The organism is Microcella alkalica, assembly GCF_014595885.1.
Classification (GTDB): Bacteria; Actinomycetota; Actinomycetes; order Actinomycetales; family Microbacteriaceae; genus Microcella; species Microcella alkaliphila_B.
The window spans coordinates 334,226-355,239 of sequence record NZ_JABUKC010000003.1; the positions used below are offsets into that span (position 1 = coordinate 334,226).

At 73.2% G+C, this 21,014-nt stretch carries 24 protein-coding genes; 7 read left to right on the forward strand and 17 right to left on the reverse strand.

Features of this window, described 5'->3' with window-relative positions; translation table 11 throughout:
- Positions 1–32 precede the first annotated feature (32 nt).
- The 3 genes from ID804_RS09315 to ID804_RS09325 form a co-directional block, all read right to left on the reverse strand.
- Positions 33–1,106, reverse strand: coding sequence for a PEP/pyruvate-binding domain-containing protein (locus tag ID804_RS09315; RefSeq protein WP_169079211.1), 1,074 nt, complete (start codon positions 1,104–1,106; stop codon positions 33–35).
- Between the two features lies 1 nt (position 1,107).
- Positions 1,108–2,427 (reverse strand): cytochrome P450, encoded by a 1,320-nt coding sequence (locus ID804_RS09320; RefSeq protein ID WP_169079209.1) that lies wholly within the window; start codon positions 2,425–2,427, stop codon positions 1,108–1,110.
- 100 nt (positions 2,428–2,527) lie between these two features.
- Positions 2,528–3,331, reverse strand: coding sequence for an IclR family transcriptional regulator (locus ID804_RS09325; protein ID WP_169079207.1), 804 nt, complete (start codon positions 3,329–3,331; stop codon positions 2,528–2,530).
- 87 nt (positions 3,332–3,418) lie between these two features.
- On the opposite strand from ID804_RS09325, the gene ID804_RS09330 reads away from it, so the two are divergent.
- Complete coding sequence (locus ID804_RS09330) at positions 3,419–4,096, forward strand: HD domain-containing protein (protein WP_169079205.1); 678 nt, start codon at positions 3,419–3,421, stop codon at positions 4,094–4,096.
- Positions 4,097–4,143: 47 nt separating this feature from the next.
- Here ID804_RS09330 and pcaC read toward each other — a convergent pair whose 3' ends face one another.
- Genes pcaC through pcaH form a run of 5 tightly spaced genes read right to left on the reverse strand, consistent with a single transcriptional unit; the run spans position 4,144 to position 8,089 of the window.
- Positions 4,144–4,566, reverse strand: a complete 423-nt coding sequence (gene pcaC, locus ID804_RS09335; protein ID WP_169079203.1) for a 4-carboxymuconolactone decarboxylase — start codon at positions 4,564–4,566, stop codon at positions 4,144–4,146.
- Positions 4,563–5,348: an alpha/beta fold hydrolase gene (locus ID804_RS09340; protein WP_169079201.1), complete on the reverse strand. Its 786-nt coding sequence runs from the start codon at positions 5,346–5,348 to the stop codon at positions 4,563–4,565. Before ID804_RS09340 ends, pcaC begins: the two co-directional genes overlap by 4 nt.
- Positions 5,345–6,718 (reverse strand): lyase family protein, encoded by a 1,374-nt coding sequence (locus ID804_RS09345; RefSeq protein ID WP_169079199.1) that lies wholly within the window; start codon positions 6,716–6,718, stop codon positions 5,345–5,347. The genes ID804_RS09340 and ID804_RS09345 overlap by 4 nt, the downstream gene beginning before the upstream one ends.
- Entirely contained in the window at positions 6,708–7,271 is a 564-nt protein-coding gene (gene pcaG / locus ID804_RS09350; protein ID WP_169079197.1) for a protocatechuate 3,4-dioxygenase subunit alpha, read from the reverse strand. The genes ID804_RS09345 and pcaG overlap by 11 nt, the downstream gene beginning before the upstream one ends.
- Positions 7,271–8,089: a protocatechuate 3,4-dioxygenase subunit beta gene (pcaH, locus tag ID804_RS09355; protein ID WP_169079195.1), complete on the reverse strand. Its 819-nt coding sequence runs from the start codon at positions 8,087–8,089 to the stop codon at positions 7,271–7,273. The genes pcaG and pcaH overlap by 1 nt, the downstream gene beginning before the upstream one ends.
- A 106-nt stretch (positions 8,090–8,195) precedes the next feature.
- Here pcaH and ID804_RS09360 point away from each other — a divergent pair, with 106 nt between their 5' ends.
- The 4 genes from ID804_RS09360 to ID804_RS12440 all read left to right on the forward strand — a co-directional run bounded on the left by ID804_RS09360 (position 8,196) and on the right by ID804_RS12440 (position 11,160).
- Positions 8,196–8,948: an IclR family transcriptional regulator gene (locus ID804_RS09360; protein ID WP_169079193.1), complete on the forward strand. Its 753-nt coding sequence runs from the start codon at positions 8,196–8,198 to the stop codon at positions 8,946–8,948.
- A 135-nt stretch (positions 8,949–9,083) separates the two neighbouring features.
- Positions 9,084–10,271, forward strand: coding sequence for a 4-hydroxybenzoate 3-monooxygenase (locus tag ID804_RS09365; RefSeq protein ID WP_169079191.1), 1,188 nt, complete (start codon positions 9,084–9,086; stop codon positions 10,269–10,271).
- Between the two features lie 26 nt (positions 10,272–10,297).
- A complete protein-coding gene (locus tag ID804_RS12435) occupies positions 10,298–10,930 on the forward strand; it encodes a hypothetical protein (RefSeq protein WP_169079189.1) in 633 nt (210 codons plus the stop codon).
- Positions 10,924–11,160, forward strand: coding sequence for a DUF6186 family protein (locus ID804_RS12440; protein ID WP_211161152.1), 237 nt, complete (start codon positions 10,924–10,926; stop codon positions 11,158–11,160). Before ID804_RS12435 ends, ID804_RS12440 begins: the two co-directional genes overlap by 7 nt.
- Positions 11,161–11,182: 22 nt before the next feature.
- On the opposite strand, the gene ID804_RS09380 is transcribed toward ID804_RS12440, so the two are convergent.
- The 5 genes from ID804_RS09380 to ID804_RS09400 all read right to left on the reverse strand — a co-directional run bounded on the left by ID804_RS09380 (position 11,183) and on the right by ID804_RS09400 (position 15,112).
- Positions 11,183–11,536 (reverse strand): DUF7882 family protein, encoded by a 354-nt coding sequence (locus tag ID804_RS09380; RefSeq protein ID WP_169079187.1) that lies wholly within the window; start codon positions 11,534–11,536, stop codon positions 11,183–11,185.
- Positions 11,537–11,659: 123 nt separating this feature from the next.
- Positions 11,660–12,022 carry a DUF7882 family protein gene (locus ID804_RS09385; RefSeq protein WP_169079185.1) on the reverse strand — a complete coding sequence of 121 codons (363 nt, stop codon included), beginning with the start codon at positions 12,020–12,022 and terminating at the stop codon, positions 11,660–11,662.
- Positions 12,023–12,107: 85 nt separating this feature from the next.
- On the reverse strand, positions 12,108–14,246 hold the full coding sequence (locus tag ID804_RS09390) for a heavy metal translocating P-type ATPase (protein ID WP_169079183.1): 2,139 nt from the start codon (positions 14,244–14,246) through the stop codon (positions 12,108–12,110).
- Between the two features lie 27 nt (positions 14,247–14,273).
- A complete protein-coding gene (locus tag ID804_RS09395) occupies positions 14,274–14,912 on the reverse strand; it encodes a TetR/AcrR family transcriptional regulator (protein WP_169079181.1) in 639 nt (212 codons plus the stop codon).
- Entirely contained in the window at positions 14,909–15,112 is a 204-nt protein-coding gene (locus ID804_RS09400) for a hypothetical protein (protein ID WP_169079179.1), read from the reverse strand. Before ID804_RS09400 ends, ID804_RS09395 begins: the two co-directional genes overlap by 4 nt.
- Before the next feature lie 408 nt (positions 15,113–15,520).
- Here ID804_RS09400 and ID804_RS09405 point away from each other — a divergent pair, with 408 nt between their 5' ends.
- Positions 15,521–16,549 (forward strand): isopenicillin N synthase family dioxygenase, encoded by a 1,029-nt coding sequence (locus ID804_RS09405; protein ID WP_169079177.1) that lies wholly within the window; start codon positions 15,521–15,523, stop codon positions 16,547–16,549.
- Between the two features lie 288 nt (positions 16,550–16,837).
- Positions 16,838–17,800: a quinone oxidoreductase family protein gene (locus ID804_RS09410; RefSeq protein ID WP_169079175.1), complete on the forward strand. Its 963-nt coding sequence runs from the start codon at positions 16,838–16,840 to the stop codon at positions 17,798–17,800.
- Here the strand turns inward: ID804_RS09410 and ID804_RS09415 are convergent.
- From ID804_RS09415 to ID804_RS09430, 4 genes are all read right to left on the reverse strand, one after another.
- Positions 17,797–19,056, reverse strand: coding sequence for a hypothetical protein (locus tag ID804_RS09415; RefSeq protein WP_169079173.1), 1,260 nt, complete (start codon positions 19,054–19,056; stop codon positions 17,797–17,799). The genes ID804_RS09410 and ID804_RS09415 overlap by 4 nt on opposite strands.
- A 20-nt stretch (positions 19,057–19,076) precedes the next feature.
- Positions 19,077–19,688 carry a DUF1643 domain-containing protein gene (locus ID804_RS09420; RefSeq protein ID WP_223159114.1) on the reverse strand — a complete coding sequence of 204 codons (612 nt, stop codon included), beginning with the start codon at positions 19,686–19,688 and terminating at the stop codon, positions 19,077–19,079.
- Between the two features lie 166 nt (positions 19,689–19,854).
- Positions 19,855–20,679: an IS3 family transposase gene (locus ID804_RS09425; protein WP_317451250.1), complete on the reverse strand. Its 825-nt coding sequence runs from the start codon at positions 20,677–20,679 to the stop codon at positions 19,855–19,857.
- A 47-nt stretch (positions 20,680–20,726) separates the two neighbouring features.
- Positions 20,727–21,011 carry a helix-turn-helix domain-containing protein gene (locus tag ID804_RS09430; RefSeq protein ID WP_169079169.1) on the reverse strand — a complete coding sequence of 95 codons (285 nt, stop codon included), beginning with the start codon at positions 21,009–21,011 and terminating at the stop codon, positions 20,727–20,729.
- Positions 21,012–21,014 lie beyond the last annotated feature (3 nt).

Sequence of the window (21,014 nt, forward strand, 5' to 3'; positions counted from 1 at the left end):
GCCGCGGGTCGGGCCGATGCGGGTCCGATCGGTCAGCGACCGATCTGGGTCAGGAGCGAGCGCGTGATGCTCTCGATGCCGAACCCCGACGTCGCCGTCGAGGGCTCGGTGGTCTTCGTCGACCAGACGGTCTCGGGTCGCGACTGCAGCAGCAGGAGGTTCTCGCCCTCCGGCAGCCCGCGGTCGATCGCCCACTCGATGTCCTGCGGGCAGCCGAAGTGCTTCTCGGCGCGCTTGGCGATCGCGGCGATCGCGGCGACGTCGGCGTCGCTCAGGCAGCGCACCGTGCGCCGCTCGGGCTCGACCTCGCGCTCGACGACGCCGCGGGCGGCGACGTCGGGGACGAGCTCGATGTGCTTGTCGCCGATGATCTCCTCCGACACGGTGCGCATGACCTTGTCGACGCGGAGGTTGTCGGGCGTGACGGTGCCCGAGACGACGAGCTCGCCGAGGCCCCAGGAGGCGTCGATCACGATGGTGGAGCGGTCGCCGTTCACGGGGTCGATCGTCATCGCGACGCCGGCGGTGCGCGCGTCGACCATCTTCTGCACGGCGACCGCCATCGACAGGCCCTCGTTGGGGATGCCGTTCTTGAGCCGGTAGACGATCGCGCGCGACGTGTAGAGGGAGGCCCAGCACCGGCGCACGTGCGCGGCGACCTCGTCGCGGCCGACGAGCCACAGGTAGGTGTCCTGCTGGCCGGCGAAGCTCGCGTCGGGGAGATCCTCGGCCGTGGCCGAGGAGCGCACCGCGACCGGGGCGGGCGCGTCGAAGCGCGACTGCAGCGACTCGTAGGCGGCCGTGAACGCGTCGTGGATCTCGGCCGGCACCGGGAGGCCCGTGATCTCGGCGCGGATCTGCTCGGACACGGCGTCGATGCTCGCCGTGTCGTCCGGGTCGATCGTGCCGAGCATCCGGTGGATGTCGTCGGCGATGCCGGCGGCGTGGATGAAGGCATCGAAGGCGACCGTCGTGACGGCGAACCCGGGAGGGACCGGCAGGCCGGCCTCGGTGAGGGCGACGAGCGAGGCGCACTTGCCGCCGAGGAGGTCGTGGGCGGCGGGCTCGCCGCCGTCGAAGAACTGGATGTACGCGGGCGCAGTCATGTCAGGCCTTCCAGGTGACGGGGACGGAGGTCGGGGCGCGGAAGGAGAGGTTCTCGCCGAAGGAGATCTCGGCGCCCTCCACGAGGCGCAGCTGCGGTGCGCGGGCGATCGTCTCCTCGAGCACGATCTTCGCCTGCAGCTTCGCGAGCTGGTTGCCGAGGCAGTAGTGGATGCCGTAGCCGAACGAGAGGTGGCTGCGCGCGTCGGGGCGCGTGATGTCGAACTCGTCCGGGTTCTCGAAGACGGCCTCGTCGCGGTTCGCCGAGCCCATGACGAGCAGGATGTCGGCACCCTTCGGCACGGCGACGCCGCCGATCTCGGCATCCTTGAGCGCACGCCGGCGCCAGGCGAGGATCGAGCCGCTGTAGCGCAGCACCTCGTCGATCGCGCCGGGGATGAGCTTCTGGTCCTCCAGCAGGCGCTCCCATTGCTCGCGGTGGCTCAGCAGGACGCGCGCCGAGTTGGCGATGAGGGTCGTCGTGGTCTCATGGCCCGCGAAGAGGAGGCTGTAGCAGAGCGAGGCGATCTCGTGGTCGCTGATCTCGGCGCCGTCCTCCTGGGCGCGCACGAGGTCGCTGACAAGGCTGTCGCCGCCGTCGCGGTGCGCCCGGACGACGAGCTGGATGCACTCCTGCCAGTACTCGACGAGGTTGCGCGCGTGCGGCAGCTGCTCCTCGTCGGTCAGGTCGCCCCAGGTCATGGCGGCGCGCGAGTCGCTCCAGCGCTTGTAGGTCGGCACCATCGCCGGGTCGACGCCGAGCAGGGTCAGGATCGTGATGGTGGGGATGTCGTAGGCGATATCGGTGAGGAAGTCGCCGGTCGCGTCGGGCGAGGCGAGCATCGCGTCGAGCGCGGCGATCGTGTTCTCGCGGATGGTCGGCTCGAGGACCTTGAACCGTCGCGGGGTGAAGGCGCGCTGCGCAATGGCGCGGATGCGGGTGTGCTCCGGGGGCACGCGAGCCGAGAGGCCGGAGTAGGCCGTGAAGCCGCCCTCGTCCATGATCTTCTTCGCGCCCTCGCTGCGGGGGCGCACGGGTGCCTGCGCGTTCTCGCTCGAGAAGGTCTCCCAGTCGTCGAAGACGCCCTTGACGTCGTCGTAGCGCGTCACGACCCAGTAGCCGATGCGCTCGTCGAAGTAGACGGGGGCGTGGTGACGCAGGCGCTCGTAGGAGGGGAACGGGTCCGTCATGTCGAACGGCTCGTACCCGTAGTGGTCCTCGGCGCTGTCGCCGCTCGCGTCGTGGCTCGCGGCGCCGAACTGCCCGTGGTCGACGGGGCAGCGTCCCGTCGAGGCGGGGGCGGTGGTGATGTCGGTGGCCATGACGACTCCTTCGTGGTCCGGCAGCGCGTCGGTGCGCTGGGTTCATTAGAGGCCCGCGCCACGGGAAGGGGGAGCGGTTCTTCCGCTCAGTGGAAACGACTTAGGAGGGCGGGTTCGCTGGTCGAACACCGAGGCTGCGCAGCGGGAAGGCGCCGACGCTGAGCTCGATGCGACGGGCGATGCCGCGCATCGCCGGCAGATGGCGCTCGAGCGACTCGGCCTGACCCGTCTCGACGACGAGGCCGAGCGCCGCCCCGATGCCGCCGGAGCGCTGGAACACGGGCACCGCGATCGACGCCGAGCCCTCGCGCACCTCCTCGATCGCGATCGCGTATCCGCGCTTCACGACGAGGGCGAGCTCCTGCCGCAGCGCCTCCGGGTCGACGTGCGTGCGCGAGGTGCGGCTCTCCAACGGCTGCGCGAGGATCGCCTCGCGCACCCACGGCTCCTCGAAGGCCAGCAGCACCTTGCCGACGGCGGTCGCGTGCAGCGGCAGCCGCCCGCCGACGCGCGAGGCCTGCGGCACGCGCCGGGTGCCGTAGACGCGGTCGATGTAGAGCGCCTCGCCGTTCTCGCGGATCGCGATGTGCACGGTGCACTGGGTGAGGCTGTAGAGATCCTGCAGCAGCGGCCGCGCGATGTCGCGCACCTGCCGACCGGCGTGCTGCCCGAGCTCCCACAGGCGCAGGCCGATCTGGTAGCGGCCGTTCGGGTCGCGCTGGAGGGCCCCCCACTGCTCGAGCTCGCCCACGAGTCGATGCGTGGTGCTGAGGGCGAGGCCGGTCTCGGCGCTGATCTCGGTGAGGCTGCGCGGCGCGAGGCTCTGCTCGAACACCGACAGGATCGACAGCACGCGCCCGGTCACGCTCGACGGCGGGGTCGCGCGCGCGTCGCCCTCCGCCATCTCCGCCTCCTTGCGACCGGATGCTCGACGCTTCCGGTGAGCGGAAGCATAGTTGTGCCGGGCCCGCGCCGGTGCGACCGTCGGCTCATGAGCTCACCGACGAGCACGCGGTACCACCGCGACGTGCGCGGCCACATCCCGCCCGCCGAGGCCGTGCCCGGCTACCTCGCCCTGACCGAGCGGGACGCCGCCATCTGGGAGCGGGCCCGCGAGCACCTCGCCGTCCGCAACAACGACACCCACACCCTCTACGCCTACGGGCTCGCCCGCGCGCTCGTCGAGCGGGTGCCGGGCGCCGACGAGCGCGTCGTGCTGCCGGCGATCCTGCTGCACGACACCGGGTGGTCGACCGTGCCCGACGAGCTCATCCTGGAGGCGATCGCGCCCGGTGGGGGGCGGCCCGACCTCGTGCGGCAGCACGAGGTGGAGGGCGCTCGGATCGCGAGGGAGGTGCTCGGCGACCTCGGGCATCCGGCCGACGTCATCGAGCGCGTCGTCGCGATCATCGACGGGCACGACTCGCGGCTCGAGGCCCTCTCGGTCGACGACGCCTGCGTGAAGGACGCCGACAAGCTGTGGCGCGTCACTCCGCACGGCATCGGCATCGTGTGCGGCTGGTTCGGGCTCACGCGCGACGAGTCGCTGCGCATCACCTCGGCGCGCGTGCAGAACAGCCTGTTCACCGACGAGGCGCGGGCGATGGGGCTCGCGCTCGCCGCGACCGCCTCGATCGACCTCGTGCCGCAGCGGCAGGGGCTCGAGTAGCCGCGCGCGGGGCGGGTCGTCGGTCGGGCGGCCAGCCGCGCTCGCGGTCAGTCGGTTCGGCGGGCCTCGTCGAGGATGGGCTTGGCGAGCTTGAACGCGATGTTCGCCGCCGGCACGCCCGCGTAGATCGCGCTCTGCAGGATCACCTCGACGATCTCGTCGGGGGTGAGCCCGTTGCGCAGCGCGGCGTGCACGTGCATCTCGAACTCCTCCTCGTGGCCGAGAGCGATCATCGAGCTCAGCACCGCGATCGAGCGGTCGCGGCGCGCGAGGCCCGGCCGCGACCAGATCTCGCCCCACGCGTAGCGCGTGATGAGGTCCTGGAAGTCGGCCGTCGACGGCGTCGTGCCGGCGATCGCGCGGTCGACGTGCGCGTCGGAGAGCACCTCGCGGCGCACGACCATCCCGCGGTCGTAGCGGGCGCCGTCGGTGAGGCCCTCGCCCTCGGGGCGCGGCGTCGAGACGCTCATCGCGCACCTCCGTGGGCGGTGAGGAAGTCGAGCAGGGCGGCCGCGGTCGCGGCGGGGTCCTCGGCGGGGGGCAGGTGCGCGACGCCGGGCACCATGACCGCCCGGCCATCGGCGACGCCGCGGGCGATCTCGTCGGCCTTCGCCTCGGGCGCCACGGCGTCGTGCTCGCCCCAGAGCGCGAGCACGGGCATCCGGATCTCGCCGAGCCGGTCGCGCACGTCGTAGTCGGTCAGCGCCTCGCAGCAGCGGGCGTAGCTCTCGTCGTCGGCGCCCTGCAGCACGTGCAGCAGGCGGCCGCTGAGCTCGGGCTCGCGCTCCATCGAGCCGGGCGCGAACCAGCGCTGCGCGGAGGGGACGATGAGCACCGAGGTCGACTGCTCGCGCACCGTCGCGGCGCGCTCGCGCCAGGCCTCGGGCGTGCCGAGCTGCGCGCCCGAGGCGACGATCGCGGCGGCGGTCACGAGATCGGGATGCCGCAGGGCGAGCTCGAGGCCCGTCGCACCGCCGAGCGAGACCCCGGCGTAGAGGATGCTGCGCTCGCCCCGATCGCGGACGGCGGCGGCGACCGCGTCGGCCAGCTCGCCGACCGTGAACGGCTCGCTCGTCGGCGGCGCGTCGCCGTGCCCCGGGAGATCCCAGGCGGCGACGCGGAAGCGCTCGCGCAGCAGCGGCGCGGCGGTCTCCCACAGGATCGTCGACGTGCCGAGCGAGGGGCCCAGCACGAGCAGCGGGGCGCCCTCCGGGCCGACGGTCGGGGCGAGGTGCACGGCGGGCACGGTCATCGGTCGTCCTCCTCGAGGGCGCGGTCGACGAGGGCGCTCGTGGCGCCCGTGTAGGCGGCGGGGTCGAGCAGGGCGTCGAGGTCGAGCCCCGCGACGGCCGGCTCGGCGCGCAGCAGGCGCTCGAGCTCAGCGGCGTCCGCGGCCCGGCCGAGCAGGGCCGTCGCGCGGTCGGCGCCCAACAGCGGCGCGAGCACGATGCCGAGCCGCTCGGCCACGAGCAGCCCGCCGGTCAGCGAGAGCGTGCGGGCGGCGGCGGCCGGGTCGACGACGAGCCCGTCGGCGAGCGCGCGGGCCGTGCTCGCCGCACCGAGCGCGAGCCGCAGCAGCTCGCGCAGCGTCGACCACTCGGCGTGCCAGGCGCCGTCGGGCCGCTCGTCGACGGCGAGGGCGGACGCCGTGTGCAGGGTCGCGGCGAGCTGCGGCGCGCGCAGCGCGGCCGAGCGGACGAGCACCGCTCCCACCGGGTTGCGCTTCTGCGGCATCGCCGACGACCCGCCCGGCGCCGACTCGGCGACCTCGCCGACCTCGGTGCGCGCGAGCAGCGCGACATCGCCTGCGAGCACGCCGAGCGCATCGATGGCCTGCACGAGCGCGTCGCCGAGCTCGGTCACCGGCCAGCGCGTCGTGTGCCAGGGCAGCTCGGGCGCGGCGAGGGCGAGCTCGGCGGCGAAGGCGTCGACGAGCGCGAGCGCGGTGCGCGCGGGGTCGGCCGCGTCGCTCGCGCGCGCGTGCTCGACCAAGGCCGCGAGCGTGCCCGCGGCACCGCCGAGCTGCGCCGGCAGCTGCTCGAGCACGGCGGCGAGGCGGCGGCGCGCGCGACGCACGGCGACCAGCCAGGTCGCGGCGCGCATCCCCATCGTGGTCGGCACGGCGTGCTGGCCGAGGGTGCGGGCGGCGACGACGAGGTCGCGATGGTCGCGCGCGAGGGTCGCGAGCGCGGCCTCGACGCCCCCGAGCTCGACGACGGTGCGCTCGCCGGCGCGGCGGGCCAGCAGCATGAGGGCGGAGTCGACGATGTCCTGACTCGTCGCGCCGCGGTGCACCCAGGCCCGGTCGGCCTCGTCGACGCAGCCGCGCAGCCGGCTCACGAGCGGGATGACGGGGTTGCCGCCGCCGACGGCCGCCTCGGCGACGTCGTCGACGCCGACGCCGTGGCCGTGGGCCGGATGCCCGGCACCGCGCCAGCCGAGCGCGACGCTGATCCGCTCGGCGGCGTCGGCCGGCGCGACGCCCACCGTCGCCCACGCACGGGTGAGCGCGACCTCGGCGGCGACGAGCGCGTCGAGCAGCACCGCGTCGCCCACGGCGTCGGCGGCGCCGATCGAGACCGGGGAGGCCAGGCCCCGGTCGACGCTCGGATCAGTAGGCAAGGAACACGGTCTCCTTCTCGCCCTGCAGGCGGATGTCGAAGGTCAGCCCGCCGTCGGGGGTGCGCGTGGCGATGAGCGTAGCGCGCTCCTCGCCGCTCAGGCTCGCCAGCAACGGGTCGGCGGCGAGCGCCGCCGCATTCTCCGGCAGGTAGGCGCGAGTGTGCAGCTTGTTCGGCAGACCGCGGGCGTAGACGATGACCGCGAAGAACGGGGCCTTCCCCGGCTCGGCGCCGGGGTTCCTCGTCCAGAACTCGTACCGTCCCTCGTCGGAGGTGAAGGCGCGACCGAAGCCGGTGAAGGTGTGGCCGTCGCGGCGGCAGGCGCCGCGGGCGCGCGGGATCGAGCCGTCGGCGTCGGCCTGCCAGATCTCGACGAGGGCGTCGGGGATCGCCGCGCCCTCGCCGTCGGTGATCGTGCCGCCGAGCACGAGCGAGCCGGGCGAGTGCGGAAAGACGACCTGGTTCATCGCCGGGTAACCGAGGCCGAAGGCGAAGAACGGCCCCACGGTCTGCCCGGGGGTGGGCGCGTGCGTGCGCGGCGGGACGACGGTCATCAGTGCTCCTTCTCGGGCTCGAACCAGGTGGCGTCGGGACCGTCGACGACGATGTCGAAGCGGTACCCCATCGAGAACTCGGGGCTCGTGAGGTCGTGGTCGTAGACGCCGACGAGCCGGTCGCGATCCTTCTGGCTGCGGATCGACTGGTAGATGGGGTCGAGCGCGAACAGCGGGTCGCCGGGGAAGTACATCTGCGTGATGATGCGCTGCGTGAACGACGAGCCGAAGATCGAGAAGTGGATGTGGGCGGGGCGCCAGGCGTTCACGTGGTTGCGCCAGGGGTACGGCCCCGGCTTGATCGTCGTGAAGCGGTAGCGGCCCTCGTCATCGGTGACGGTGCGGCCCGCACCCGTGAAGTTCGGGTCGAGCGGCGCGGGGTGCTGGTCGCGCTGGTGGATGTAGCGGCCCGCGGCGTTGGCCTGCCAGATCTCGACGAGCTGGTTGCGCAGCGGGCGCCCCCACGAGTCGAGCAGTCGCCCCTCGACCGTCATGCGCTCGCCGAGCGGCTCGCCGGCGTGCTGCAGCGTGAGGTCGGATTCGATCGCGGCGACGTCGCGCTGGCCGAAGGCCGGTGAGAGCAGCTCGATCGTCTCGGGGTCGACCAGGCGCGGGTTCTTAGTGGGGTGGCGCAGGATGCTGGAGCGGTACGGCGGGAAGTCGTAGAGCGTCGTCGGCAGCGGCTCGCCGGCGGCGACGCGGCGCTCGGCGTCGGCGTGCGCCGCGGCGATCTCGGCGCTGATCTGCGCCTGCGATGCCTGGTCGGGGGCCGCGAGCAGCGACTCGGGCGCTGCGGCGGGGGGCGGTGTCGTCGTCATGGGGTCTCCTTGCGGTGCTGCGGAGGGCTGGTGCGATTGTCGTCGCGCGCACGCGGCGCGCGCCCCGCGCTTCCCACTCAATGGGAGTCGGTGTCATCCTCGGAGCATGGCGAACTCCCCCTCGGGCGACTCCGTGACCGATCGGCTCGTCCGCGTGCTCGAGACCTTCACTCCCGCCCGCACGGTGCAGACCGCCGCCGAGATCGGGCGGCGATCGGGCCTGCCGCGATCGACCGCCCACCGCATGGTCGGCGAGCTCGTCGACGCGGGGCTGCTCGAGCGCGACGACGATCGGCGCATCCGCATCGGCATGCGGCTCTGGGAGCTCGCGACGCGCTCCTCCCAGGCCCTGCGCCTGCGGCAGGCCGCGATGCCCGCGATGGAGCGGGTGCAGGCCCGCGTCCGCGAGCACACCCAGCTGGCGGTGCTCGAGCAGGACGAGGCGCTCTTCCTCGAGCGGCTCAGCGGCCCGACCTCGGGGTCGAACGTCACCCGTGTCGCCGGCCGGCTGCCGCTGCACGCCTCCTCCTCCGGCCTCGTGCTGCTGGCCTACGGCGGCCGCGAGCTGCAGGAGCGCATCCTCGCCGGTCGGCTACCCCGTCTCACGAGCGAGACGATCGGCGACCCGGCCGCGCTGCGCCGCAAGCTCGCCGAGGTGCGCACCCTTGGGCACGCGGTCGCGCCCGGCTCGATCGAACTCGTCTCGACGGGCGTCGCCGTGCCGGTGCGCGACGAGACCGGAGCCGTCGTCGCCGCCCTCTCGGTGGTGCTGCCTCGCGACGCGCAGACCGGGCCGGCGCTCGCCGAGCTGCACCGCGGTCGCATCGAAATCGAGCGCGCGCTCGGCGTGCGCTCGTAGCGCCCGTCCGTCGGCCACGGCGCCCAACCGCTCGTCGCACGCGGTCTCATTCATCGGGATGCTCGCCTTACGTCGCCCGATCGTCGACGCACACTGTGCTCGCCCGATCACGGGCAGACGTCGAAGGAGACCACCATGACCACGACCCTCCGCACCCGCGTCGCGATCGTCGGCGCCGGGCCCGCCGGCCTGCTGCTGTCGCACCTGCTCGACGAGGCGGGCATCGACTCGATCGTCGTCGACCTGCGCACGCGCGGCGAGATCGAGAGCACGATCCGCGCCGGGATCCTCGAGCAGGGAACCGTCGAGCTGCTCGACCGCCTCGGCAAGCACAGCCGCGCCCGCACCGTCGGGCACCGCCACGACGGCATCGAGCTGCGCTTCCAGGGCGAGGGGCACCGCATCGACTTCCCGTCGCTCACCGGCCGCAGCGCCTGGCTGTACCCGCAGCACGAGGTGCTCAAAGACCTCATCGCCGCGCGCGTGGCCGCCGAGCAGGATCTGCGCTTCGGCATCACCGTGACCGCGATCGACGACACCGACCCCCTGCGCCCCCTCGTCATCGCGACCGACGCCGACGGCGACGAGCTCGTCATCGAGGCCGACGTCGTGGTCGGCGCCGACGGCTCGCGCAGCGTTGTGCGCCCCACCGTGACCGGCTCGAGCCAGGGCGGCTACTTCCGCGAGTACCCCTTCGCCTGGTTCGGCATCCTCTGCGAGGCGCCGCCGAGCTCGGAGGAGCTCATCTACAGCAACTCCCCCGACGGCTTCGCGCTCATCAGCCAGCGCAGCGCGACCGTGCAGCGCATGTACTTCCAGTGCGACCCCGAGCTCGACCCCGACTCGCTCAGCGAGGAGCAGATCTGGGTCGAGATGCAGAAGCGCGTGCCCGGCACGACCCTGCTCGAGGGGCCCATCTTCCAGCGCGACGTGCTGCGGTTCCGCAGCTTCGTCGCCCACGCCATGCGCAAGGGCCGCGTCGCGATCATCGGCGACGCCGCCCACACGGTGCCGCCGACGGGCGCGAAGGGCATGAACCTCGCCGTCGCCGACGTCGCGCTGCTGCACGAGGCGCTGCGCGCGCTGCTACTCGAGGGCGACGAGCGCCTCATCGACTCGTTCGAGGAGCGCGCCCTGCAGCGCATCTGGAAGGCCCAGCACTTCTCGTGGTGGATGACGACGATGCTGCACGTCACCGACGACGCGAGCGACTTCGACCGCCGCCGCCAGCTCGGCGAGCTGCGCTCGGTGGTCGAGTCGACGGCTGGGCAGACCTACCTCGCCGAGGCGTACACGGGCTGGCCGCTGCCCTCGGCGGAGTGAGCGCCGCTCGCCCCTAGGCTGACGGGGTGACCCGCACGGCAGCCACCGCCGGCGCGACCGCGGCGGCCTGGCCGCCGGCCGTCGCGCTGTGGCTGCTCGCGCTCGCCGTAATGGCCGCGTTCCAGCTGTGGCGCGGCGCCGTCATCGACGGCATCGTGTTCGCGGCGCTCACCCTCGGCCTCGTCGTCGAACGGGCGGTGCGGATGCGCCGGGCCGGCGCCGCCGACGCGGCCCCCGCATCCGCCGCCCCGCCCCGCGCCCCGCAGCTCGCGCTCGTCGTCGTCGCCGCGGTCGGCGCGGGCCTCGCGCTCGTGCTCGCACCGCGCACGGGCCCGGCGAGCATCGCGCTCGTCGTCGCGCTCGGCCTCGCGGCACTCGCGCTCGCGTGGCGCGGCGCACCCGAGACCCCGCGCCGCTCGCCCCGCGCCCAGCACCGCTCGCGCGTCGTGTGGGCGAGCCTCGGCGTCGCACTGTGCCTGTGGGAGGCGGCGGCCTACGTGCTGTCGGTGACGGTGCCGCGGGGCTGGATCGGGTTCCCGACCGTGTCGCTGCTGCTGGAGCCGGTCGTCGAGCTCGACGCGGGCCGCGCCGTGCTCGTCGGCGCGTGGCTCACCGTCGGCGTGTGGCTCGTCGCCGGGGCGAGGAGGCGCCGGTGGTGATCGATGTCGAGCTCACCAGGGCGGTCACGATCGCCGGTTACGTCGCGGTCGTGCTCACGGCGCTCGTCGTCGACGTGCTCGCGAGGCGCGGAGCCAATGAGCTCGTGCCGCTCGGCGAGACGGTGGCCGCCGCGATGGGCGATCGCACGATCCGCGTCGCGGTGCTCGCGACGTGGTGGTGGCTCGGCTGGCACTTCCTCGCCGACCCGACCCGCACCTTCGGCCTCTAGCCCGCGCGCGACCGTCGTCGCGCTACGGCAGGTCTTTGCGCTTGACGCTGTTGCCCTTCGCCGTCACCTGGCGCTTCATCCGCGGGTCGTCACTGAGGTCGAGACCGTTGGGGCCGAGCGAGGCGACCGCCATCTCCTCGAGCCACTCGCGGTCGAGGGGGCCGTGGGCGGCCGAGTCGTACTTGAAGTAGATGGGCACCGAGGTGTCGATCCAGATCGCGCTGCGGCCGTCGCCCACCGACTGCGGGTCGCGCCAGTTGAGGAAGAAGTTCTCGCCGCGGCGGAGCTTGGCCGAGAAGAGCGCCTGCAGGTGCGCGAGCACGCGGTCGTCGAAGTCGAACTGCTGGCCGACCGTTCCGTAGATGAGAGTTCCCATACCGAGAGCGTCCTTCTGAGGGTGGTGCGCGATCGGGCCTGGCCCGAGGTTCGCATCGTAACCCGCGCGCCACAGAATCAATGCATCCGAATATTCGCTCAACCGCACAGCGCCCGAACGGCGTCAGACGGCGAGCGGCACGTCGTGGCGCTTGACGGCGTTGTGCAGCGGCATCGCCGTGCGGCTGAGCTTGCTGTCGTCGTCGAGATCGAGTCCGGTCGGGCTGAGTGCCGCGATCGACATCTCCTCGAGCAGCTGACGGTCGAGCTGGGGCCGCGCGACGGCGTCGAAGTGGAACCCGATCGGCACCGACGGGTGCAACCACAGGGCGCTGCGCCCTCCCCCGACCGCGCGAGGGTCGCGCCAGCTGAGGAAGAACGGTTCACCGCGTCGCAGCTTCGCCGTGATGAGCGCCTGCAGGTGCGCCAGCACGTCGTCGTCGAAGTAGAAGCTCATGCGCTCCGCGCCGTACGCGAGCACGCCCATGCCGAACCTCCCGGGGTCGCCACTGCCAGGTCTGGCTCAGTCTGGCCCGAGCCGGCGGCGGTGGCAAGAGTTCTCCACCGCCCGCTCAGGCGCGCTCGCGCACAGCCGCGACGCTCGCCTCGGGGCGCAGGTCGAGCCGGCGCAGCAGCTGCGCGTTGAGCGCGACGACGATCGTCGACAGCGACATGAGCACGGCGCCGACCGACATCGGCAGCACGAAGCCGACGGGGGCGAGGATGCCCGCCGCGAGCGGCACCGACAGCAGGTTGTAGCCGGCCGCCCACCACAGGTTCTGCCGCATCTTGCGGTAGCTCGCGCGCGACAGCTCGATGACCGAGAGCACGCTGCGCGGGTCGTCGCTCGCGAGGATCACCCCGGCCGAGCCGATCGCGACGTCGGTGCCGGCGCCGATCGCGATGCCGACGTCGGCCGCGGCGAGCGCCGGAGCGTCATTGACGCCGTCGCCGACCATCGCGACGCTGAGCCCCTCGGCCTGGAGCTCCGCGACCTTCGCGGCCTTGTCCTCCGGGCGCACGCCGGCGAACACGCGGTCGATGCCGAGGTCGGCGGCGACGGCGTGCGCCACAGCCTCCGCATCGCCGGTGATCATGACGACGGTGATGCCGAGCGCGTGCAGGGCATCCACCGCCTCGCGCGATTCGGCGCGCACCTCGTCGGCGAGCGCGAGCGCCCCGATGACCTCGCCGTCGGCGAGCACGTGCAGGATGATCGCCCCGCGCTCGCGCCAGCCCGCGACGACCGGCAGCTCGTCGGCGTCGTGCTGTTCGAGCATGCGCGGGCCGCCGACGCTCACCTCGCGGCCGTCGACGGTCGCGGTGACGCCGGTGGCGGGGCTCGAGGTGAACCCGCTCGCCGCCGACAGGGTCAGCGAGCGCTCGGCGGCGGCGCGCACGATCGCGCGGGCGAGGGGGTGCTCGCTGTCCTGCTCGGCGCTCGCGGCGAGCCGCAGCAGCTCGTCGGCGTCGTGACCCGCCGCGGGCTCGACGTCGGTGACGGTCGGGGCGCCCTTCGTGAGGGTGCCGGTCTTGTCGAACAGCACCGCGCCGATTGTGCGCATCTGCTCGAGGGCGAGGCGGTCCTTCACGAGCACGCCTCCGCGCGCCGCGCGCTCGGTGGCGATCGAGACGACGAGCGGGATCGCGAGCCCGAGCGCGTGCGGGCAGGCGATGACGAGCACGGTCACCGCGCGCACGACGGCGTCGTCGGGCGCGCCGACGAGGCTCCAGGCGACCGCCGTGATGACGGCCGCGCCGAGCGCGAACCAGAACAGCCAGGCGGCGGCGACGTCGGCGAGGCGCTGCGCGCGCGAGCTGGAGGCCTGCGCCTCGGACACCAGGCGGCGGATGCCCGCGAGCGCCGTGTCGTCGCCGACCGCCGTGATCGAGAGGCGCACCCCCGAATCGGTGGCCACGGTGCCGGCGACGACCGGGTCGCCGGGCTCGCGGCGCACCGTGCGCGATTCGCCCGTGATCATCGACTCGTCGAACTCGGCCGAGCCCTCGACGATGCGGCCGTCGGCGGGCACGCGCGCACCGGGCCGCACGATCACGACGTCGTCGATGCGCAGCTCGGCGGGGGCGACGGTCTCGACGCCGGCATCCGTGACGCGCTCGGCCTCGTCGGGCAGCAGCGCGGCGAGCGAGTCGAGGGCGCTCGTGGTCTGGGCGAGCGAGCGCATCTCGATCCAGTGCCCGAGCAGCATGATGACGATGAGCAGCGCGAGCTCCCACCAGAAGTCGAGCTCGTGCGGCAGCAGGCCCAGGCTCGCGCCGAGGCTCGCGACGGTCGCCGTCGTGATGGCGAGCGCGATGAGCAGCATCATGCCGGGGCGCCGCGCGCGCAGCTCGTCGACGGCGCCGGTGAGGAACGGGCGGCCGCCCCAGACGAACATGACGAGCCCGAGCACGGGCGAGATCCACGGCACGAGGCCGTCGCGCGGCAGCTCGTAGCCGACGATCATGGCGAACATCGCGCTGAACGCGACGACGGGCACGGCGAGCACGAGGTTGACCCAGAAGAGTCGGCGGAACTGCCCGACGTGGTCGCCGTGACCGGCGTGGCCGCCGCGGCCCGCGTGAGCGCTGTGACCGCCGTGATCGTCGGCGATGCCGTGACCGGCGTGCTGATCGTGGTGAGCGTCGTGCGCGGCAGGGTCGTGCGCCTCGTGCTCAGGCTGGTGAGTGTGCTCGGCGTTCGTGCTCATGTCGCCACTGTATACCCCCCTGGGGTATCAGTCCAATGGTTCCGACGGATCTCCCAGGACGCGCTTCACGAGCTCGATCGAATCCTCGATCAGCTCGCGCACGGTGCGGTCGAAGCCCGGTTCGTACCATTTCGCGGCCGTGTACGTCAGCACACCGCGGGCGAGCGCGATAACCATGTGCGCCTCGTCGTCGAGCTGGGCATCCGTCGCCTCGAGGCGCCCCGCCGCCCGGAAGCGCTCCGCGATGACCGCCCGGTAACGCGCCTCGAGCTCGCCGTCGATCGCGAGGCGCTTCGCCGAGAGCTCGGGCGTCGTGTAGATGACGCGCTGCCGCAGCTGATAGAGCTCGCGATCCACCGGCGTCTCGGTGAGCGAGTCGATGACCATGCTCAGGAAGTCGACGAGCACGTCGGGCCCGCGCTCGTGCACGAAGCGCTCGACCTGCTCGGGCGAGGCGAAGGGCGTGCGCGGCCCGAGGATGGCCGCCTCCTTCGACCCCAGGTAGTTGTAGAAGGTGCGCGGCGAGGTCATGCACGCCTCGCTGATCATCTCGACCGTCACGTGGTCGTAGCCGTGCTCGGCGGCCAGCTCGACGGCCGCGCGCTCGAGCGCCTCGAGCATCGCCACGCGCTTGCGCTCGCGCAGCGATGCCCGATGCGGGCTCACGAGGCGATCGGCGGAACGTCGTCGGCGCAGTGGCAGCGCGCGGAGGGCAGGTCGAGGTCCCACTCCGAGAAGTAGGCGACGGCGGCGGCGCGGCGCGGCGCGGGGTGAGGGGCGAAGTCGTAGTCGAGGTCGTCCTGCAGCGCGAGGGCGGTGGAGAGGTTCACGCGGCGAGCGAGCTCCGGTGAGTACTGGACGATCATCAGGGACTCCGTTCGGCGGCAGCGGCGTCGAGTGGTCGGGTCGCTGGTTCGTGCAGGGTGTGCAGAATTGTAGGCATTGCGCGATTCCACCTCACAAGAGGCCCGGGGCACCTCGGAACGGCCAGGAACGAAGCCCGACCGTGCCGTATTCGCAAAGCGAACGTCGCCCCGGTCGAACACGACGCCGAGGCTTTGCTACGCTCGACCCACCATGGCTCGCCTGCTCTGTCGCCGCTGCTGTTGTCGCTCGTCGCTCTGACCGACCAGCCCCTCTCGCGCACTCGCGCATCCCGCTGACGCTCGTCATCCGCACCCGCTCAGCTCCGACAGCAGCATCGACTTCCGCTCCGCGCTCGCCGGCATCCCTCGACGGATGCCCGCCCGCGGGCCCCTGCGAAAGGCCACACCATGACCGCGAACACCGCCGCCCTCTCCCTCCCCATCCTCGACCTGAGCCTGCTCGATGGCTCGGCGGACGACGCCGCCCGCTTCCGCGACGAGCTGCGCCGCGCCACCCACGAGGTGGGCTTCTTCTATCTCGTCGGCCACGGCGTGCCCGCCGAGCTCATCGCCCGCGCGTTCGACACCGCGCGGGCCTTCTTCGCCCTGCCCGAGGCCGACAAGCTCGCCATCGAGAACGTCACGAGCCCGCACTTCCGCGGCTACACGCGCATGGGCGGCGAGCAGACGCAGGGCAAGACCGACTGGCGCGAGCAGATCGACATCGGCGCCGAGCGCCCCGCCGTGCCGCTCACCGAGGGCGTCGAGCGCTACTGGGCGCTCGAGGGCCCGAACCTCTGGCCAGAGGCCCTGCCCGCCTTGCGCGAGGTCGCCGAGGAGTGGATCGCGCGCCTCGAGGTAGTCGGCAACCGCCTGCTACGGGCGTGGGCCGAAGCCCTGGGCGCACCGGCCGACACGTTCGATGCCGCCTTCGCCACCGCATCCCCCCACATGAAGATCGCCCGGTACCCGGGCGTCGACGCCCCCGAGCCGACCCAGGGCGTCGGATCGCACAAGGACCTCGGCGTGCTGACGCTGCTGTACGTGGAGGAGGGGCGCGGCGGCCTGCAGGTCGAGAAGGACGGCGCCTGGATCGACGCGCCGCCGGTCGACGGCGCGTTCGTCGTCAACATCGGCGAGCTGCTCGAGATCGCGACCGACGGCTACCTCAAGGCGACGAAGCACCGCGTGCTCTCGCCGAAGGCGGGCGTGGAGCGCATCTCGATCCCGTACTTCCACGGCCCCGCGCTCGACGCGACCATCCCGACGATCGCGCTGCCGCCGGAGCTCGCCGCCGAATCGCCCGGCGTCGACCGCGACCCGGACAACCCGCTGCACCCGGTGTTCGGTCAGAACTGGCTGAAGAGCCGGGTGCGCGCGCACCGCAACGTGGTCGAGGCGCAGTACCCGCAGTGGCTGGTGCAGCCCGCTTCCTGAGCGCGCGCTCGGCGCCCGCTGACCCCCCTCCCGGGTGCCCCCCGAACGAAGGCTCCCCCTAGTGGGGGATGAACGGTGCTTGCCCCAGCGATTACGGTCGTCTCAGCGACGGAGGGATCCGGGGGGATCCGACACCGTCGACTTCTGGGGGGCACGTACCGTGCACACTGCTTCCCCGGCTCGGGGGAGCCGGGGAGCAGGGTACCCCGCCCGCTCCGCCGGTCATGCTGCTGACCCGGCGTCGAGCGCCTGGCTAGGCTCGTTCCGCACCCTGCGGAGAGGACGAGCATGCGCGCGATCACGATGACCGAGACCGGCGGCCCCGAGGTGCTGCGGGCGGTGGATGCTCCGCCTCCCGCCCCCGGCCCTGGCGAGGTGCTCGTGCGCACGCACGCCGCTGGCGTGAACTTCATCGAGATCTACCAGCGCAGCGGCGGCTACCCCGTGCCGCTGCCCTTCACGCCGGGTTCGGAGGCCTCCGGCGTCGTGGAGCAGCTCGGCGAGGGCGTCACGTCCCTCCGCGTCGGCGACCGCGTGACGACGTGCGAGGCGACCGCCACCTACGCGGAGGCCTTCGTCGTGCCCGCCGACCGCGCGGTCGTCGTGCCCGACGCCGTCGACCTCGACACCGCGGCGGCGCTGCCGCTGCAGGGCCTCACCGCCCACTACCTCTCGCACTCGGTCGCCCACCCGCAGGGCGGCGAGACGGTGCTCGTGCACGCCGGTGCGGGCGGGGTCGGCCTGCTGCTGACGCAGCTGCTCGCCGCGCGCGACGTGCGCGTCATCACGACGACCTCCGACGACGAGAAGGCGGCGCTGAGTCGCGCGGCCGGAGCGTGGCGGACCATCGGCTACGACGGCTTCCGCGAGCGGGTTCGCGAGCTCACCGACGGCGACGGTGTGCCCGTCGTCTACGACGGCGTCGGCCGCGCGACCTTCGACGACTCGCTCGCCTCACTCGCCGTGCGCGGCACGATGGTGCTGTTCGGTGCCGCGAGCGGGCCCGTACCGCCGTTCGATCTGCAGCGGCTCAACGCGGGCGGCTCGCTCATGGTCACGCGACCGACGCTCGGGCACTTCCTGCGCACCGCCGACGAGCGCGCCTGGCGCTACCGCGACCTCTTCGCCGCGATGGCGGCGGGCGAGCTCGAGGTGCGGATCGGCGGGCGCTTCCCGCTCGCGGAGGCAGGAGCGGCGCAGGCGGCGCTCGCGAGCCGCGGCACGACGGGCAAGCTGCTGCTGACCGCCTAGGGGGTCGGTGTCGGAGCCGACTCCGGCCGGGGCACCTCGGGTCGGCCGGTCCGTCGGCCGAGCACGAGCAGCGCCGCCGCGACGAGCGGCGTCGCGAACGCGAGCGCCGGCAGGAGCATCGCGGCCAGCTGCACGCCGAGCGTGAGCGCCACGGCGAGGCCGACCACGATCGCGGCGGAGCGCGGGATCGGCAGCAGGAGGGACATCCCGCCCACCGCGACGCCGAGCAGCAGCGAGGCGAGGGGCAGGGCCCACGCGTGCTCCGCCCCGGCGGGTGCGCCCGTGTACCAGAGCGCCATGACGGCGAGCGCGAGGGCGAGCGCCGCGGCCGAGCCGCTCACGACGGCCGGCGCGATCGCGACGCGGTCGAGGGCGAGCACGGCGAGCGCGGCGACGAGCGGCAGGGCGGCGGCGAGCAGGATGCTGATGCCGACGCCCATCGCCTGCGTGCCGTCGATCGGCACGGGCCACCAGGCCGAGCCGGTGAGCGCGACGGCCACGCCGAGCGCGCCGGCGACGAGGGCGAACCGCGCGAGCGTCGGCACGAGGGCCCGCGCGCGGCGCGCGGGCGGCACGGCCCCTCGGAGGCGATCGTCTCGAGCATCGGGAGCCGGGCGGGGCGCGGTGGCGGCGCGCGCCCCCGCGCCGCCCGCGGGCGCGGTGAGCACGACGATGACGAGCGCACCGACGGCGATGCCCGCCCCGGTCGGCGGTGCGGCGAGACCGCCGACGAGCACCGGAGCACCCAGCGCGCCGCAGACGACCGAGAGCGCCCACGCGCTGGCCGAGCCGATGCCGGTGCGGCCGACGACGGCCTGCAGCAGGAGCGTGAACAGTACGGCGACGAGGAGGAGTGCGGCGACTCCGAGCGGCACCGTCGCGGCGGCGAACCCGGTGACGGGGCGGCCCGCGTCGGCGTCCGCGAAGCCGAGGCCCCACGACGCGGCAGTGAGGGCGACGAGCGGCAGTGCGAGGCTCGCGAGGGCGAGCAGGGCGGCGGTGCGCGAGGGCGACAGGGCGCCGCGCATCCGCAGCAGCACGATGATGCTCGCCGTGGCCAGCAGGGGCGCGACGCCCGAGCCGAGCGCGAGGGCGAGCCCCGCGAGCGCCGGGCGGTCGCCCGCGGCCCGCAGGAGCAGCATCCACAGCACGGTGCCGATCAGGGCGACGGCGACCGACGCGACGGCGAGGCCGACGGCGAGCGCGCGCCGCCGCGCGGGGGCGTGCAGCGTGAGAGGGGCGTCGACGTCGACCATGGCGCGAGCCTAACGATCGCTCACCTTCTCGTCGAGCGTCGGCGGCGGTCGATGTCTGCTGGCGGCTGTCTGGCGAGGTAGCGACGCTCGCCGTCGACCCGCCACGCGCTCGTGCGCTGCATCGGATGCCGCGGCTCGCCCTGCGCGGTCAGCTCGCCGAAGCAGAACACGCGCACGCCCCGCTCGGCGAGCGCCGGCACGAGCAGCGCCCGCGCGCGGCGGATCGTCGCGTTCGGCGGATTGCCCCACGCGCCGAGCACCTCGCGCACGTCGAAGCGCTGCAGCACCTCGTCGATCGCGGCGAGGTTCGCCCGCCACAGCCCCTCGTCGAAGGGCCGGAGGTCGCGCGGCGAGGTCGCGCGCTCGGGGTAGAGGTTGAGCAGGATCCAGCCGTCGTGGCCGAGCGCCTCGCTCGCGGCGACGAGGCGCAGCACCGTGCGGTCGGCCTCCGAGCGGCCGGCGTACGAGGGGTTCATCGCGACCGTCACGAGCGGGTTCGCCGCGGCGGCCGCACCGGTGACGCCCCCGCCGACCCGGCCGAGCACGAACCGATGGTCAGGATGCTCGGGGTCGGGCCGCCACAGATCCGGCTGCTGCCCGGGCGGGTAGCGCAGGGGCGAGCGGGCCGGCATGGTCACAGCCTGCCAGGCTCGCGGCGGGCGAGGCCGCCCGGGAAGGCGAAGGGCCCCGAGTCGCCTGACTCGGGGCCTTCACGATGCTGGGCTCCTTGCGAAATTCCAGGAGCCGCGCCAATGATTGGAGCCTGCCCCGGTTTCCCGGACACTTCTCTTGTGTTGATCATGCCGCGATTTCTGCGGCGGCGTGAAGGGCTTCGAACTCGGCGGGGCTGAGGTTTCCGAGGCTGCTGTGCCGACGGCGGGGGTTGTAGAACCCTTCGATCCGCTCGAACATGGCCGACGCTAGCTGTGTTCTCGAGTCCGAGCTGGTGCGGTCCAGCAGCTCGCGTTGCATCGTGGACCAGAACGACTCGATGAGCGCGTTGTCGACGCTTGAAGCGACGCGGCCCATCGAACCGAGCAGCCCTGCTTGTCGCAGCCGGTGCCCGAAGAGCCAAGAGGTGTGTTGCGCGCCCCTGTCCGCGTGAACGACTGTTCCAGGCTCGGGTCGCCGTCGCCACCGGGCCATCTCCAGCGCGTCGACGACGATCTCCGCGGTGATCCGATCGGAGATCGACCAGCCAACGATGCGGCGTGAGTAGGCGTCGATGACGGCAGCGCAATAGACCCAGCCGTCTTTCGCGCGGTGTTGCGTGATGTCGCAGAACCAGAGCCGGTTTGGCCCATCAGCGCGGAACTGCCGCTTCACGAGGTCCTCGTGCGTGGCCGTGTCCGGCCTCCAGCCTCGCCGCTTGCGACGATGGGAGACGCCGACCAACCCGTCTTGCCGCATCAGCCTGGCGACGCGTTTGCGGGCAACGTGAACGCCAAGCCCGAGCCGCAACTCGGCCAGCACCCGCGGCGCACCATAGGTTGCTCGCAAGTCGGCGTGGATCCGTCGGATCGTGGTCGTCAGCTCAGCGTCCGCGATCGCGCGCGCCGATGGCGGCCGGCTCGCCCAGTCGTAGTAGCCAGACGTTGAGACCTTCAAGAACCGGCAGGCCACCGCGACGCGGATCCCGTCGCGGCTGAGCTCCTGGACCAGCCGGAACCCTATTTTGGGAGCACGTTCTCCCGCGCAAGATAGGCCGACGCGCGCTTGAGGATCTCGTTCTCCATCTCCAGCACCCGCAACCGGCGCCGCAGCTCGACCAGCTCCCGATGCTCATGGGAGCTCACGCCAGGTTTGCGGCCGGAGTCAACCGCGTCGCGGTGCATCCAGTTGCGAAGACAGGACTCGCTGATCCCGAGATCGCGGGCGGTCTGAGGGACCGGGTTTCCCTGCGCGACCAGATCCAGGGCTCGACGCCGGAACTCCGGCGGGTGAGCAGCAAGCATCTC